The following is a 14068-nucleotide window of genomic DNA, read 5'->3' as shown; positions in this document are numbered from 1 at the left end:
ACCATCTAACCCGCCACCCCAAACCCCGCCGCTCCGCGGTCGGCCGTTGGCGGGGGGGGGGGGGGCCCCCCCGGGGGCCCCCCCCCCCCCCGACCCGTCGGCGGGCGCTGTCACGGCATCTGTTCGGTATCAATTCGCCCAGGGCGTAGGGCAGACCCGGCGAAGAGGACGGAATCACGGGCCCGGCAGAGTACCGTCGGATAGCGAGACCGAGCGCCGTCGGCGCGGACGGTCCACAGCACCAGGCCCCGGAACCCCCGCGGGGCCCCTGGCGAAGGGGAAGCACCTCGTGGCACGCATCGGAGACGGTGGCGACCTGCTCAAGTGCTCGTTCTGCGGCAAGTCGCAGAAGCAGGTGAAGAAGCTGATCGCCGGCCCAGGCGTGTACATCTGCGACGAGTGCATCGACCTGTGCAACGAGATCATCGAGGAGGAACTCGCCGAGACCTCCGAGGTCCGCTTCGAGGAGCTCCCGAAGCCGCGTGAGATCTACGAGTTCCTGGACCAGTACGTGGTCGGCCAGGACCTCGCCAAGAAGGCGCTGTCGGTCGCGGTCTACAACCACTACAAGCGGGTCCAGGCGGGCGAGGCCGGCCGTAGCGGCGGCAACGGCCGCGAGGACGCGATCGAGCTGGCCAAGTCGAACATCCTGCTGCTGGGCCCCACCGGCTCCGGCAAGACCCTGCTGGCGCAGACCCTGGCCCGGATGCTGAACGTCCCCTTCGCGATCGCTGACGCCACCGCGCTGACCGAGGCCGGCTACGTCGGCGAGGACGTCGAGAACATCCTGCTCAAGCTGATCCAGGCGGCCGACTACGACGTCAAGAAGGCCGAGACCGGGATCATCTACATCGACGAGATCGACAAGGTCGCGCGCAAGAGCGAGAACCCGTCGATCACCCGCGACGTCTCCGGCGAGGGCGTGCAGCAGGCGCTGTTGAAGATCCTGGAGGGCACCACCGCCTCGGTGCCGCCGCAGGGCGGGCGCAAGCACCCGCACCAGGAGTTCATCCAGATCGACACCACCAACGTGCTGTTCATCGTCGGCGGTGCCTTCGCCGGCCTGGAGCGGATCATCGAGGGCCGCGCGGGTGCCAAGGGCATCGGCTTCGGCGCCAACATCCGCTCCAAGCGCGAGTCGGACGCCAGCGACCACTTCCGCCAGGTGATGCCCGAGGACCTGGTGAAGTTCGGGATGATCCCCGAGTTCATCGGCCGTCTGCCGGTGATCACCAGCGTGCACAACCTGGACCGCGAGGCGCTGCTGCAGATCCTCACCGAGCCGAAGAACGCGCTGGTCAAGCAGTACCGCAAGCTCTTCGAACTGGACGGCGTGGAGCTGGAGTTCTCCCGGGACGCGCTGGAGGCGATCGCCGACCAGGCGATCCTGCGCGGCACCGGCGCGCGCGGTCTGCGGGCCATCATGGAGGAGGTGCTGATGTCCGTGATGTACGAGGTCCCCTCGCGTCAGGACGTCGCCCGCGTGGTGGTCACCGGGGACGTCGTCTCCAAGCACGCCATCCCCACCCTCGTCCCGCGCGACATGATCAAGCGCGAGCGCCGCGACAAGAGCGCCTGAGGCCGGGCCGACGGCCTTCGGCCGGAGGCAGCGAAGGGGCCCCGCACCGGAATCCGGTGCGGGGCCCCTTCGTCACCGCGGGTCCGGGCGGGCCTACTTGGGCACCTCGGCGACCGCGCGCAGGTCGCGGGTGTCGGCGGCGAGCTTGTCGATGTCGGGCTGGGTGCCGTCGTCGGAGCCCTTGAGCACCATGACGACGGTGCTCTTGTCGGCCCAGGCGCAGAGGGCCAGCTTGCTCTCGCCGCTCTGCGAGGTGGCGCACTCCATCTGGCCGCCCTTGGGGCCCGGGTCCACCGCGTGCCGGCCGCTGATCGTGCCGCCCGCGCCGGAGAAGCCGGCGAACATCTGGTCCAGCTCCTGCTTGGGCAGCAGTACCTTGCCGTAGACGCCGACCGCGATCAGCTGCGGGGTGGAGTCCGCGTCCTGGTAGACCCCGGCGACGCCGGTGGGCTTCCAATTGCCGTCGCCCTGGCCGATCTTGGAGGTCAGCTCGTCCTGCAGCTTCCCGGTCACCGCCGGGTCGTCGTTGGCCTTGAGGTCCTTGAAGGTCGCCGGCATCACGAGCTTCTCGGTGCCGGTGCCGCTGGTCACGTTCCAGGCGAGGTACCCGAACACGCCGATCAGGACGACCAGGACGGCGCCGACGGTGCCGAGCACGATCCACAGCGTGCGGCGCGACTTGCGCGGCGGCACCGGCGCGTACCCGCCGTAACCGGGGTAGGCCCCGGGTGCGCCCTCCGGGGTGCCCGGGTAGCCCGGGTAGCCGCCGGCCTCCGGCCCGCCGGGTGCGGGGTAGCCGGGCGGCGGGGCCTGCGGCGGGACACCGCCGTAGCCGGGGGCGGCCGGCGGCGGGGTCGCCGGGTACCCGGGCTGCGGCGGGGGCCCGTACGGGTTCTGGTCGGACATGCGGGACCCTTTCTGGGACGTCGCGCGTGGAGACCGCCGGGGGTACCGGCGGAGTGGTGCTGCCGCGGGGGCGGCCGGGCGGGGCCGCGGGTCAGCGGGCCACCTTCATGGCGTCGCGGACGGTGCGGGTCTTCTCCGCGGCCTGGTCGGGGGTGAGGCCCGAGTCGCTGCCGCCCGTGCTGCCGGTGGTGCCCAGGCTGAGGTGGCTGAACGTGACCCGGCCGTAGGTGGACTTGTCCGCCCAGACGCAGACCGTCGGGCCGGGCTTGCCGATGATGCTGGCGACGCCGCAGCTGAGCTTGCCGTCGGAGGCGTGGCCGTCCTTGGCGGGGAAGTCGGTCATCGGGGTGGACCAGGTCAGGCCGCCGCTGTCCTTCTTGGAGTCGGCGATGATCTGCGCGGGGTCGTTGAGGGAGCCGTAGATGCCGACGACCGACAACGAGTCCATGTTCTTGACGTCGGCGCCCTTGCTGTAGCTGGCCACCAGCGCGTGCAGGTCGGTGCCGACCTTGGCGACCTCGGGCTTGCTCATGTCGGCGGCCTCCTCCTTCGCCGACTTCTGGACGTAGCCGTCGAGCAGCGTCTGCGGTGCGCTGAGCTTGTAGCGGCCGCCCGAGTCGCTGCCGGCGCCGAGGAACTTCCAGGCGGCGAAGCCGCCGCCGCCGAGCACCAGGGCGCCGACGACGAGGCCGACCACCAGGCCGCCCTTGCCCTTGCGCGGCGGCGCCGGGTAGCCCGGCTGGCCGTACGGGCCCTGCGGGGGCACGCCGTACTGCGGTTGCGGGGCGCCGTAGGGCTGCTGCGGCGGGTACCCGTACTGGGGCTGCGGGGCGCCGTAGGGCTGCTGCGGCGGCGGTGCGCCGTAGGGCTGGCCGCCGTAGGGCTGGCCCTGCGGCGGCGGATACTGCTGTCCCTGTCCCTGGCCGTACATGTGTCCTCGTGCTCCCCCGCCGCACTCGCGGCCGATCTTCGTATGGGTATGTCCGTGCACGCCCGGTCACCCGGACGAGTGCCCGGGCACGCTACCGCACGGCACCGGCGGCGGGAGCGCCCGGACCGGCCGAGTCCGCGGACCGAAAGCGGTTCGTAACCAGCGCCCACGGTTACGTAAACTGTGCGTCGTGACCGACACGACGAACCAGCGCCCCGTGAGCACCACCGGGGACGATGCGGCAACCCTCCCGACGACCTACACCCCCGCGGACGTAGAGGGCGAGCTGTACGAGCGCTGGGTGGACCGTGGCTACTTCACCGCGGACGCGAAGAGCGACAAGCCCGCGTACACGATCGTCATCCCCCCGCCGAACGTCACCGGCGTCCTGCACCTCGGTCACGCCTTCCAGCACACGCTGATGGACGCGCTGACCCGCCGCAAGCGCATGCAGGGCTTCGAGACGCTCTGGCTGCCCGGCATGGACCACGCGGGCATCGCGACCCAGAACAAGGTCGAGCAGCAGCTCGCCGAGGCCGGTCTCTCCCGCCACGACCTGGGCCGCGAGGCCTTCGTGGAGAAGGTCTGGGAGTGGAAGCAGAGCTACGGCGGCCGCATCCTCGGCCAGATGCGCCGCCTCGGCGACGGCGTGGACTGGTCGCGCGAGCGCTTCACCATGGACGAGGGCCTGTCCCAGGCCGTCCAGACCATCTTCAAGCGCCTGTTCGACGACGGCCTGATCTACCGCGCCGAGCGCATCATCAACTGGTGCCCGCGCTGCCTCACCGCGCTGTCCGACATCGAGGTGGAGCACGAGGACACGCCGGGCGAGCTGGTCTCGATCCGCTACGGCGACGGTGACGACTCGATCGTCGTCGCCACCACCCGGGCCGAGACGATGCTGGGCGACACCGCGGTGGCCGTCCACCCGGACGACGAGCGCTACCGGCACCTGGTCGGCCGGACCATCAAGCTGCCGCTGACCGACCGGGAGATCCCGGTCGTCGCCGACGAGCACGTCGACCCGGAGTTCGGCACCGGCGCCGTCAAGGTGACGCCCGCGCACGACCCGAACGACTTCGCCATCGGCCAGCGCCACGGCCTGCCGAACCTGACGGTGATGGACGAGCGCGGTGCGATCACCGTGCACGGCCCCTTCCTCGGCCTGGACCGGATGGAGGCCCGTTCGGCCGTCGTCGGCGCGCTGCGCGAGCAGGGCCGGATCGTCGCCGAGAAGCGCCCGTACATGCACGCCGTCGGCCACTGCTCGCGCTGCCACACCGTGGTCGAGCCGCGGCTGTCGCTGCAGTGGTGGGTCAAGGTCGAGCCGCTGGCCAAGGCCGCCGGCGACGCCGTCCGCGACGGCAAGGTGGAGATCCACCCGAAGGAGCTGGAGCGCCGCTACTTCGACTGGGTCGACAACATGTACGACTGGTGCATCTCGCGCCAGCTCTGGTGGGGCCACCGGATCCCGGTCTGGTACGGCCCCGAGGGCGAGGTCGTCTGCGTCGGACCGGACGAGCAGCCGCCGACCGGCGAGGGCTGGGTCCAGGACCCGGACGTCCTGGACACCTGGTTCTCCTCCGGCCTGTGGCCGTTCTCCACGCTGGGCTGGCCGGAGAAGACCGCCGACCTGGAGAAGTTCTACCCGACCGACGTCCTGCTGACGGGCCACGACATCATCTTCTTCTGGGTCGCCCGGATGATGATGTTCGGCCTGTACGCGATGGACGGCGAGGCGCCGTTCAAGACCGTCGCGCTGACCGGCCTGGTCCGCGACGAGTTCGGCAAGAAGATGTCGAAGTCCTCCGGCACCGCGGTGGACCCGCTGGACTGGATGGACGCCTACGGCGCCGACGCCGTCCGCTTCACCCTGGCCGGCGGCGCCAACCCGGGCGCCGACGTGCCGATCGGCGAGGACTGGGTCAAGGGCTCGCGCAACTTCTGCAACAAGATCTGGAACGCGACCCGCTTCGCGCTGATGAACGGCGCCACCACCGAGGGCCCGCTGCCGGCGCCCGAGGAGATGACCGCGGTCGACCGCTGGATCCTGTCGCGGCTGAACGCCACCGTCGCCAAGGTGGACGGGCTGTACGAGGACTACCAGTTCGCCAAGCTCTCGGACGCGCTGTACCACTTCGCCTGGGACGAGGTCTTCGACTGGTACGTGGAGCTCTCCAAGACCACCCTGGCCAAGGGCGGCCCGCAGGCCGACGCCTCGCGCCGGGTCCTGGGCGAGGTCCTGGACGTCACCCTGCGGCTGCTGCACCCGGTCGTCCCGTTCGTCACCGAGGCGCTGTGGACCACTCTCACCGGCGCCGAGTCGCTGGTCGTCGCCGAGTGGCCGAAGGACAGCGGCTACCGCGACGCGGCCGCCGAGTCGGAGGTCGCCACGCTGCAGCAGGTGGTCACCGAGGTCCGCCGGTTCCGCTCGGACCAGGGCCTGCAGCCCGCGCAGCGCGTCCCGGCCCAGCTGGAGCTGGCCGGCACCGTGCTGGCCGTCCACGAGGACGCGATCCGCTCGCTGCTGCGGCTGACCGTCCCCGAGGAGGGCTTCGCGGCCACCGCCTCGCTGCCGGTGGCCGGTGCCACCGTCGCGCTGGACCTCTCCGGCACCATCGACGTCGCGGCGGAGCGCAAGCGCCTCGCCAAGGACCTCGCGGCCGCCGAGAAGGAGAAGACCCAGACCACCGCCAAGCTCGGCAACGAGGCCTTCCTGGCCAAGGCGCCGGACGAGGTGGTCGCCAAGATCCGGGGCCGTCAGGAGGCCGCCGAGGCCGACATCGCCCGGATCACCGCCCAGCTCGCGGCGCTGCCGCAGGGCTGAGCCCGCACCGCCCCTGGGGGCCGCATCCCGCGACGCGCGGGGTGCGGCCCCTCGGCGTTCTCCGGCGTGCCCGATTCTCGGCGCGCTCCTTCCGGTGTGTTCCTTCCGGCGTGCTCCTTCGGGCGCGCTGGTTACGGCGCGTTCGTTTGCGGCGCGCCGTTTTCGGCGGGCCCGGCGGGACGGTCACTACGCCTAATAGAGCAGCAACATTGCTCCCTTCCGGCGAATATTCATCCTGGACCGGGTGAGGTCCTATTCCGAGCGAATTGATTCCGGTCTTGCCCGCGCGCGTTCGCGGAAGTTTTCAGGTCGGATGTGTACGGTGTGCTCGGAGTTTCCGAAGGTGTTTCTGCTGAGCGTTCCTGCTGAGCGACGGACGGGAGGCATGGCGTGGTGGTGACCGAGGAGTTGGCCCAGGAACTGCCTGCCGAGGCGGTCGAGGAGGCCAAGGCCAGGGCGGCGACCCTGCTGCTCGCCTTCCGCCACGGCAACCAGCTCGCGTTCGACCACGAGTTGGACCTGCTGCTGGCGGAGAACGCCGAGCGGGAGGTGACCGCCCTGCTCACCTGGATCGCCGCCGAGGCCGTCCGCAAGGCGTACGCCCCCGAGGTCGGCGACCGGGTGCTGCGGGCGATGGCCCGCCGGGCCCCTCTGGACGGCGGCGCCGTCCAGGTGGACGAGGAGAGCGCGAACGCCGCCCAGCTGATCGAGGCGGTCGCGGACGGCCGGGTGGCCGAGGTCCGCGGCCTGGTCGCGGCGACGGCGGACACCACCTTCCTGCTCGGCGGTCTGCTGCAGGGCGTCGCGATGATGCTGCCGCTGCTGCCCGAGGGTGAACTGGCCGAGATCACGGCCGAGTTGCGCCGCCGGCACGGCGGCTGCGCGCACGTCCCGGAGGCCCGGGCCGGGGTCTGACCCCGGCCCGGGGGCGGCTCACGGCATGGCGTGCAGGTGGGCGCCGATGGTGGCGGAGACCGGATTGCCCGCCCTGGCGTCCCAGTTGGTCGACCAGGTCATCGCCCCGCCGATGCCGGGCCAGGCGGTGTCCGGCCGGTAGCTGCCGCAGCCGGTGCCGGAGGCCAGGCAGTCCAGCGCCTTGTTCACCGTGCCGGGGTCGGTGTAGCCGCCGCCGGCGGCGCTGGTGGAGGCCGGCACCCCGAGCCCGACCTGGTCGGGCCGCAGTCCGCCCTTGAGCTGGATGCAGGCCAGGGCGGTGAGGAAGTCCTCGGTGCCCTGGGAGTAGACGTTGCCGTCGCAGCCGTTCATCGCACCGGAGTTGTAGTACTGCATGTTGACGATGGTGAGGACGTCCTTCACGTTCAGCGCCAGCTTGAAGTACTCCATCCCGGTCGACTGCATGTCGATGGTCTGCGGCGCCATGGTGAGGACGAACCCGCTGCCGGCCCGCGCCGCCAGGGAGTGCAGCGCCTGGCCCATGAAGGTGGAGTCGATGCCGTTCTCCAGGTCGATGTCGATCCCGTCGAAGCCGTAGTTCTGCAGCAGGGCCCAGGCGGTGTCGGCGAAGGTCGCGGCGGAGGCGGAGTCGCCCACCCAGACCGTGCCGTTCTGGCCGCCGACGGAGAGCACCACCCGCTTCCCGGCCGCCCGCTTGGCCGCGATGTCGGCCTTGAACTGGGCGTCGGTGTAGCCGCCGAGCTTGGTGGACAGGGCCGGGTCCAGGGTGAAGCCCAGGCCGCCGCGGGTGGCGGTGGCGTCGGCGAAGGCGACCGCGATGATGTCGTAGGCGGCCGGGACGTCGCTGATCCGCTGCACCGTGGCGCCGTTGTCGAAGTTCTGCCAGTACCCGGTGAGGACGTGCTTGGGCAGGCCGGGCGGCCTGGTCGGGGTGGACGTGCCGGTGGGGGTGGGGGTGCCGGTGCCCGTGCCGGTGGCCGTCGGGCTCGGTGAGGCGGTGCCGGTGGCGGTCGCCGTGGCGGTCGGGCTGGGGGAGGACTGTGGCCCGCCGGGCCCGAGCAGGGTGACGTCGTCGGCGAGGAAGGCCGGCTGGGCGTACCAGCCGTGCAGGTAGACGGTGACGCTGGTGGTGCCCGGGCCGGTGGTGAAGCTCGTGCTCAGCCGGCTCCAGCCGGTGCCGCCGGGGGTCCAGGTGCTCGGATCGCCGCCGCCGGTGCCGCGGGCGCCCAGGTAGACGTACGAGCCCTGGACCCAGGAGCTCAGGGTGTACGAGGAGGAGGGCTTCACCGACACGGTCTGGGTGCACTCGCCGGTGTCCGAGCCGGCGGGGGTGGACTGCAGGGCGTACCGGCCGGAGTGGGCGCCGGCGCTCCGGACCGTGCCGTTGGAGCAGGTCCAGCCGGAGAGGTCGCCGGTCTCGAAGCCGCCGTTGGTGATCAGGTCGGTGTCGGCGGCGTGTGCGCCGGTGCCGTCGGCCAGGACGAGCCCGCCGAGGCCGAGGACGAGGGCGCAGGTGCCGGCGAGCAGCGGGTGGAGGGCGCGCGGGCGCCGGTGTCGGGCAGGTGGCATGACTCCATCTCCAGTGGGGGAGGCCCGGCGGCGCTGGGTGGGGTCAGTGCCGTCCGGGGTGTCGATGGTGCGCGTGCGGGAGCTACCGACAACTCAAGTCCCGGTCGGGAACGGAGACTTGCCTCACAAGGTGGAGTAGACCAATCCGGCTGTCAAGAGGCCCTACGCGGCCAGCGGGGCGTCCTGGGCGGCGTCGCTCCCGGCGGTCCCGGTGCTCCCGGCGGGTCCGGCCAGGGCGGCGGTCAGCGTGGCGATCCGGGCCGAGGCGCGGCCGTCGCCGTACGGGCTCGGGGTGGCGGCCAGCCGGGCCAGCCGCTCGGGGGTGTCGGACAGCCAGCCGCGGGCCAGCTCGCCGAGTTCCTCGCCGGGCCGCACCAGCGCGGCGAAGCCGGCGTCGACCGCCTCCGGGCGCTCGGTGGAGCGGCGCACCACCAGCAGCGGACGGCCGAGCACGGTGCACTCCTCCTGCACGCCGCCGGAGTCGGAGACCAGCAGCGCCGCGTGGCTCGCCAGGCCGAGGAAGTCGCCGTAGCCGACCGGCTCGGTGACGGCCAGGCGTTCCAGCAGGGCGTCCAGTGCGAAGCGCGCGACGGCGGCCCGGGTGCGCGGGTGCATCGGGAACAGCACCGGGGTGCCGGCCCGGGCGATCCGGTCCAGCTCGGCGAGTACGGCGCCGAGCGCCTCGGCGGTGTCGGTGTTCTCCGGGCGGTGCACGGTGGCCAGCACGTACCCGTCCGGGCGCAGCCCGTGCGCGGCGAGCAGCGCGGCGCGGGTGGCGGCGTCGGGCAGCTGACGGCGGACCACCTCGACCACGGTGTTGCCGGTGAGTTCGATCCGCCCCCGGTCGAGGGACTCGGCGCGCAGGTTGGCGACGTTGTCCTCGGTGGCGGCGCAGAGCAGGTCGGAGACGTGGTCGACCATCACCCGGTTGTGCTCCTCGGGCATCGCCCGGTCGTAGCTGCGCAGCCCGGCCTCGACGTGCACCAGCGGGATCTCCCGGGCGTTGGCGGCCAGCGCTCCGGCGAGGGTGGCGTTGGTGTCGCCCTGGACGACGACGGCGGCGGGGCGGTCCTCGGCGAAGGCGGCGTCCAGCTGGCCGAGGGACTGGGCGATCTGGCCGGCCCGGGGGCGGCCGCCGACGCCGGTGAGCAGCTCGGGCTCCGGCAGGTCGAGGTCGCGCAGGAAGCGGCCGGACATCGCCTCGTCCCAGTGCTGGCCGGTGTGCACCAGCCGGGTGGCGTTGCCGAGTTCGTGGATCAGCGGGGCGAGCTTGACCAGCTCGGGGCGGGTGCCGAGGACGACGGCGACGCTGTTCGGGGGCAGGCACGTGCTCATGCGGGGGCTCCGGGAGGACGACGCGGGGTGGGGGAGTGGGGGCTCAGGACTCGAGCGCGGTGGGGGCGCCGACGGCGACCTTCTCGGCGTTGCGCCGGGTCTTGGCCCAGCCGTTGCGGCCGAGCAGCAGTCGGACGGCGGCCCGGGCGGCGACCACGAAGAGGTGGTAGGCGTACAGCCACACCAGGACGCCCCAGAGCAGTCCGGTGAGCCGGCTGCGGTCCGGGTGGACGGCCCTGCGGTAGGCGAGGCCCCAGAACACCATCGGCAGGGTGGCGAGCACGAAGGCGAGCAGCATCCACGGGCCGAACCGGAGCTGGAAGTCGGCGGTCTCGGCGGGGAAGAGCACCAGCCCGGCGGTGGTGATGGCCAGCGAGAGCGGGAAGAGCAGCACCAGCAGGACGCAGACCACCGGCTGGAGGAAGGTGTAGAGCACCTCGGCCTTGCCGGAGGCCGGGTAGTGCGGGGAGCGCAGCACCCGGCCGGTGTAGCGCAGGCACTGCATGTTGCCCTGGGCCCAGCGGGTGCGCTGGGTGAGGAAGCGGCGCAGCGAGACCAGGCCCTCCTGGGAGACCTGGGCCTCGGTGACGTGGGTGAGCCGCCAGCCGGCCAGGCGCAGGTCGAGGCCGGACTCGTAGTCCTCCAGCAGGGCGCGCTCGGGCCAGGGGCGGCCGGCCCGGCCCTCCTCGGCGGTGAGCGAGTCGAGGGCGGTGAGCCGGACGAACTGGCCGTTGCCGCCGAGGCCGACGCTGCCGGTGCGGCGGCGCAGCAGCTGCATGCCGGCGTTGTTGGCCTGGAACTCGACGTCCTGCATCCGGACCAGGGCGCGGGCGAGGGCGTTGGCGGTGCGGCCGCGGCCGGGCAGCGGGCGTTCGTCGTCGGCGTTGCGCATCCGGACGCCGATCTGGACGGCGCCGGTGTCGGGGCGGCCGAGGGCCTTGGGGTTGCAGACCTGGCCGAGGGTGCCGGGGTCGAGCTGTCCGTCGGCGTCGACCACGCCGATGACCACCCGGGAGCGGTCGGTGGACTCGGGGAGCCAGGCGGAGATCTCGCGGTAGGCGGCGTTGAGCGCGGCGCCCTTGCCGATCCGGGCGTGCGGGCGGCGGCGCTGGACGAGGTGGATCCGCGGGTCGCGGGCCGCGGCGGCGAGGACGAGTTCGCGGGTGGCGTCCTCGCTGTCGTCGTCGATCACCCAGAGGTGGGCCTCGGGTGCGCTGGTCCGCAGGCCGTCCAGGGTCTGGGTGACCACGGCCTCCTCGTCGCGGCAGGGGATGACCAGGTGCCACTGGAGGGCGGCGGGGTCGCCGGGCGGGGCGGGGCGGCTGTGCCGGAAGGCGTGGCGGGAGCCGGCCCAGTACACGAGGAAGCGTCCGAAGACGAGGGCCATGTAGCCGACGAGGGCCAGGGAGATCAGTCCGGCGAACCAGACGACGGCGTCCTGGCGGAGCACGATCCAGTCGTGCAGGGCGTCGGGCATGGCGCAGTGCTCCTCATGATCAAAGGCTGTCAGCTCCTGTGGGTTGCGAATCGATGCTCCATTGCCGTACAAACTCGCTGAATCGATAGTAAAGGGAGCAAAATCAAGAAGCCGGGCAAAGACGGGGCAAAGTGGCCGTTCTCACCCCGCGCCCACCCCGCCGCGATCCCGTCGGCGCCGTTCCCCTCGCCCTGTGAGGACGGGCCGCCGCCGCTCCGTAGACTGTGGACGTGAGCGACAAGGCCGACCCGAATCCGTACACCCTCCGCCCCTCCGACGACAGCACCGGCGACGCCCTGCGCGACGTCGAACTGGAGCTCTCCAAGCGCTGGCCGGAGAACAAGCTGGAGCCCTCGCTCGACCGGATCGAGGCGCTGATGGACATCCTGGGCCAGCCCCAGCGGTCCTTCCCCTCCATCCACATCACCGGCACCAACGGCAAGACCTCCACCGCCCGGATGATCGAGCAGCTGCTCAACACCTTCGAACTGCGCACGGGCCGCTACACCAGCCCGCACGTGGAGAGCGTCACCGAGCGGATCACCCTGGACGGCGCCCCGATCAGCCCGGAGCGCTTCGTCGAGGTCTACCGCGACATCGAGCCCTACGTGCAGATGGTCGACGCCGCGCAGCCCGTCCCGATGTCCTTCTTCGAGGTGCTCACCGGCATGGCCTACGCGGCCTTCGCCGACGCCCCGGTGGACGTCGGGGTGGTCGAGGTCGGCATGGGCGGTTCCTGGGACGCCACCAACGTCATCGACTCCGCCGTCGCCGTGATCACCCCGATCGGGCTGGACCACACCGACAAGCTCGGCAACACCACCGGCGAGATCGCGGTCGAGAAGTCCGGGATCATCAAGTCCGGCGCCGTCGCCGTGGTCGCCCAGCAGCAGCTGGACGCCGCCCAGGTCATCCTGCGCCGGGCCGTCGAGGTGGACGCCACGGTCGCCCGCGAGGGCATGGAGTTCGGCGTGATCCGCCGTGAGCTCGCCGTCGGCGGCCAGCTGGTGACGCTGCGCGGGCTCGGCGGCGAGGAGTACGAGGACGTCTTCATCCCGCTGCACGGCGAGTACCAGGCGCACAACGCGGCGCTGGCGCTGGCCGCGGTCGAGGCCTTCTTCGGCGTCGGCGGCGCCCGCGGCGGCCAGCTGGACGTCGACAAGGTCCGCCAGGGCTTCTCCGGCGTCTCCTCGCCGGGCCGCCTGGAGATCGTCCGCCGCAGCCCCACGATCATCCTGGACGCCGCGCACAACCCGCACGGCGCCCGGGCCACCGTCGCCGCGATCAACGAGTCCTTCGGCTTCACCCGCCTGGTCGGCGTGATCGGCACCTCGGGGGACAAGGACGTGGCCGGCGTGCTGGAGGCCTTCGAGCCGATCCTGGCCGAGGTCGTCATCACCCAGAACTCCACCCACCGCGCCATGGACGTGGACGCCCTCGCGGCCCTGGCCGTCGAGATCTTCGGCGACGACCGCGTCCAGGTCGAGCCCCGCCTCGACGACGCCATCACCGCGGCCGTCACCCTGGCCGAGGAGGAGGGCGACCTCGGCGGCGCCGGGGTCCTGGTCACCGGTTCGGTCATCACGGTGGGCGAGGCCCGCCTGCTGCTCGGGAGGAAGTGACATGAGGACGCTCTGCTCCTCGACGCTGATCGGCGAGGCGCTGCTGGTGCTCTTCGCGGCGCTGGTCGCGATGCAGCTCTCCAGCGTCTCGACGGCCACCGTGTGGATCGTCAGCGGCATCGCGATGGCGCTCTGCATCGCGCTCTGCGGCATGATCAACCGCCCCGGCGCGGTGCAGATCGGCTGGGCGCTGCAGATCGGCCTGATCGCCAGCGGCTTCGTCCTGCCGACCATGTTCGGCCTCGGCGTGGTCTTCGCCGGCCTGTGGTGGTGCTCGGTGCACTACGGCCGCAAGGTCGACGAGTTCAAGGCCGCCCGCGCCGCCGCCACCGAGGCGCAGGCCCAGGCCGCCTGACCCCGGCCGGGTGGGCGCAACCGACCGGTCGTTCACGCAAGGTAACCTCTGCCCCGTACCGCATGTCGTACCAGATCACCAGGAGACGCACCGTGTCCCAGCGCACTCTCGTCCTGCTCAAGCCCGACGCCGTCCGCCGCGGCCTGGCGGGCGAGATCATCAGCCGCATCGAGCGCAAGGCCGGCTGGCAGCTGACCGCGGTCGAGCTGCGCACCTTCGACCGGGAGACCCTGGAGACCCACTACGCCGAGCACGTCGGCCGCCCGTTCTACGAGCCGCTGCTGGAGTTCATGACCTCCGGTCCGTCGATCGCGCTGATCGTCGAGGGCGAGGAGGTCGTCAAGGGCATCCGGATGCTGGCCGGCGCCACCAACCCGCTGGAGGCCGGCTCCGGCACCATCCGCGGCGACTACGCGACGATCACCCGCGAGAACCTGATCCACGCCTCCGACTCCCCGGAGTCCGCCGAGCGCGAGATCAAGATCTTCTTCCCCGCGAACGCCTGACGCGGAGTCCGTCTTCGGACGCCACGCCCCGGCAGGGACGTTGGTA

The 14068-nt window shown here is 72.0% G+C and carries 11 protein-coding genes; 6 read left to right on the top strand and 5 right to left on the bottom strand.

What is annotated here, in order from left to right:
• The first annotated feature begins 289 nt into the window (after positions 1–289).
• Positions 290–1579: an ATP-dependent Clp protease ATP-binding subunit ClpX gene (gene clpX, locus ACFXPX_RS17955; RefSeq protein WP_030283761.1), complete on the top strand. Its 1290-nt coding sequence runs from the start codon at positions 290–292 to the stop codon at positions 1577–1579.
• 93 nt (positions 1580–1672) lie between these two features.
• Here clpX and ACFXPX_RS17950 read toward each other — a convergent pair whose 3' ends face one another.
• Together ACFXPX_RS17950 and ACFXPX_RS17945 are read right to left on the bottom strand one after the other, a co-directional pair.
• Positions 1673–2485, bottom strand: coding sequence for a hypothetical protein (locus ACFXPX_RS17950; RefSeq protein WP_380524790.1), 813 nt, complete (start codon positions 2483–2485; stop codon positions 1673–1675).
• Positions 2486–2576: 91 nt separating this feature from the next.
• The gene (locus ACFXPX_RS17945) at positions 2577–3416 is read right to left on the bottom strand and encodes a hypothetical protein (protein ID WP_380524791.1); all 840 of its coding nucleotides are present in this window, start codon (positions 3414–3416) and stop codon (positions 2577–2579) included.
• 190 nt (positions 3417–3606) lie between these two features.
• Between ACFXPX_RS17945 and ACFXPX_RS17940 the strand changes: the two genes are divergently transcribed.
• Positions 3607–6243 carry a valine--tRNA ligase gene (locus ACFXPX_RS17940; protein WP_375893094.1) on the top strand — a complete coding sequence of 879 codons (2637 nt, stop codon included), beginning with the start codon at positions 3607–3609 and terminating at the stop codon, positions 6241–6243.
• A 390-nt stretch (positions 6244–6633) separates the two neighbouring features.
• Positions 6634–7158: a hypothetical protein gene (locus tag ACFXPX_RS17935; RefSeq protein ID WP_375893096.1), complete on the top strand. Its 525-nt coding sequence runs from the start codon at positions 6634–6636 to the stop codon at positions 7156–7158.
• Positions 7159–7176: 18 nt separating this feature from the next.
• Here the strand turns inward: ACFXPX_RS17935 and ACFXPX_RS17930 are convergent, their stop codons facing one another.
• From ACFXPX_RS17930 to ACFXPX_RS17920, 3 genes are all read right to left on the bottom strand, one after another.
• Positions 7177–8727, bottom strand: coding sequence for a chitinase (locus tag ACFXPX_RS17930; RefSeq protein ID WP_380642113.1), 1551 nt, complete (start codon positions 8725–8727; stop codon positions 7177–7179).
• Positions 8728–8889: 162 nt separating this feature from the next.
• Positions 8890–10062 (bottom strand): non-hydrolyzing UDP-N-acetylglucosamine 2-epimerase, encoded by a 1173-nt coding sequence (gene wecB, locus ACFXPX_RS17925; protein ID WP_380642111.1) that lies wholly within the window; start codon positions 10060–10062, stop codon positions 8890–8892.
• Positions 10063–10105: 43 nt separating this feature from the next.
• Positions 10106–11539 carry a glycosyltransferase family 2 protein gene (locus tag ACFXPX_RS17920; protein WP_380642109.1) on the bottom strand — a complete coding sequence of 478 codons (1434 nt, stop codon included), beginning with the start codon at positions 11537–11539 and terminating at the stop codon, positions 10106–10108.
• Positions 11540–11769: 230 nt separating this feature from the next.
• On the opposite strand from ACFXPX_RS17920, the gene ACFXPX_RS17915 reads away from it, so the two are divergent.
• The 3 genes from ACFXPX_RS17915 (at position 11770) to ndk (ending at position 14022) form a co-directional block, all read left to right on the top strand.
• Positions 11770–13161 carry a bifunctional folylpolyglutamate synthase/dihydrofolate synthase gene (locus tag ACFXPX_RS17915; protein ID WP_375893102.1) on the top strand — a complete coding sequence of 464 codons (1392 nt, stop codon included), beginning with the start codon at positions 11770–11772 and terminating at the stop codon, positions 13159–13161.
• Between the two features lies 1 nt (position 13162).
• Complete coding sequence (locus ACFXPX_RS17910) at positions 13163–13516, top strand: DUF4233 domain-containing protein (RefSeq protein WP_375893104.1); 354 nt, start codon at positions 13163–13165, stop codon at positions 13514–13516.
• Between the two features lie 92 nt (positions 13517–13608).
• The gene (gene ndk, locus ACFXPX_RS17905) at positions 13609–14022 is read left to right on the top strand and encodes a nucleoside-diphosphate kinase (protein ID WP_375893106.1); all 414 of its coding nucleotides are present in this window, start codon (positions 13609–13611) and stop codon (positions 14020–14022) included.
• Positions 14023–14068 lie beyond the last annotated feature (46 nt).

This window comes from Kitasatospora sp. NPDC059146, from assembly GCF_042786665.1.
Taxonomy (GTDB): Bacteria; Actinomycetota; Actinomycetes; order Streptomycetales; family Streptomycetaceae; genus Kitasatospora.
This window is presented reverse-complemented; position numbering and strand designations above follow the sequence as displayed.

Bases quoted from the DNA above. Each gene is read 5' to 3' on its own strand.
- ACFXPX_RS17950 (WP_380524790.1), bottom strand. From the start codon at position 2,485: ATGTCCGACCAGAACCCGTACGGGCCCCCGCCGCAGCCCGGGTACCCG.
- ACFXPX_RS17945 (WP_380524791.1), bottom strand. From the start codon at position 3,416: ATGTACGGCCAGGGACAGGGACAGCAGTATCCGCCGCCGCAGGGCCAG.
- ACFXPX_RS17930 (WP_380642113.1), bottom strand. From the start codon at position 8,727: ATGCCACCTGCCCGACACCGGCGCCCGCGCGCCCTCCACCCGCTGCTC.
- wecB (WP_380642111.1), bottom strand. From the start codon at position 10,062: ATGAGCACGTGCCTGCCCCCGAACAGCGTCGCCGTCGTCCTCGGCACC.
- ACFXPX_RS17920 (WP_380642109.1), bottom strand. From the start codon at position 11,539: ATGCCCGACGCCCTGCACGACTGGATCGTGCTCCGCCAGGACGCCGTC.
- ACFXPX_RS17910 (WP_375893104.1), top strand. From the start codon at position 13,163: ATGAGGACGCTCTGCTCCTCGACGCTGATCGGCGAGGCGCTGCTGGTG.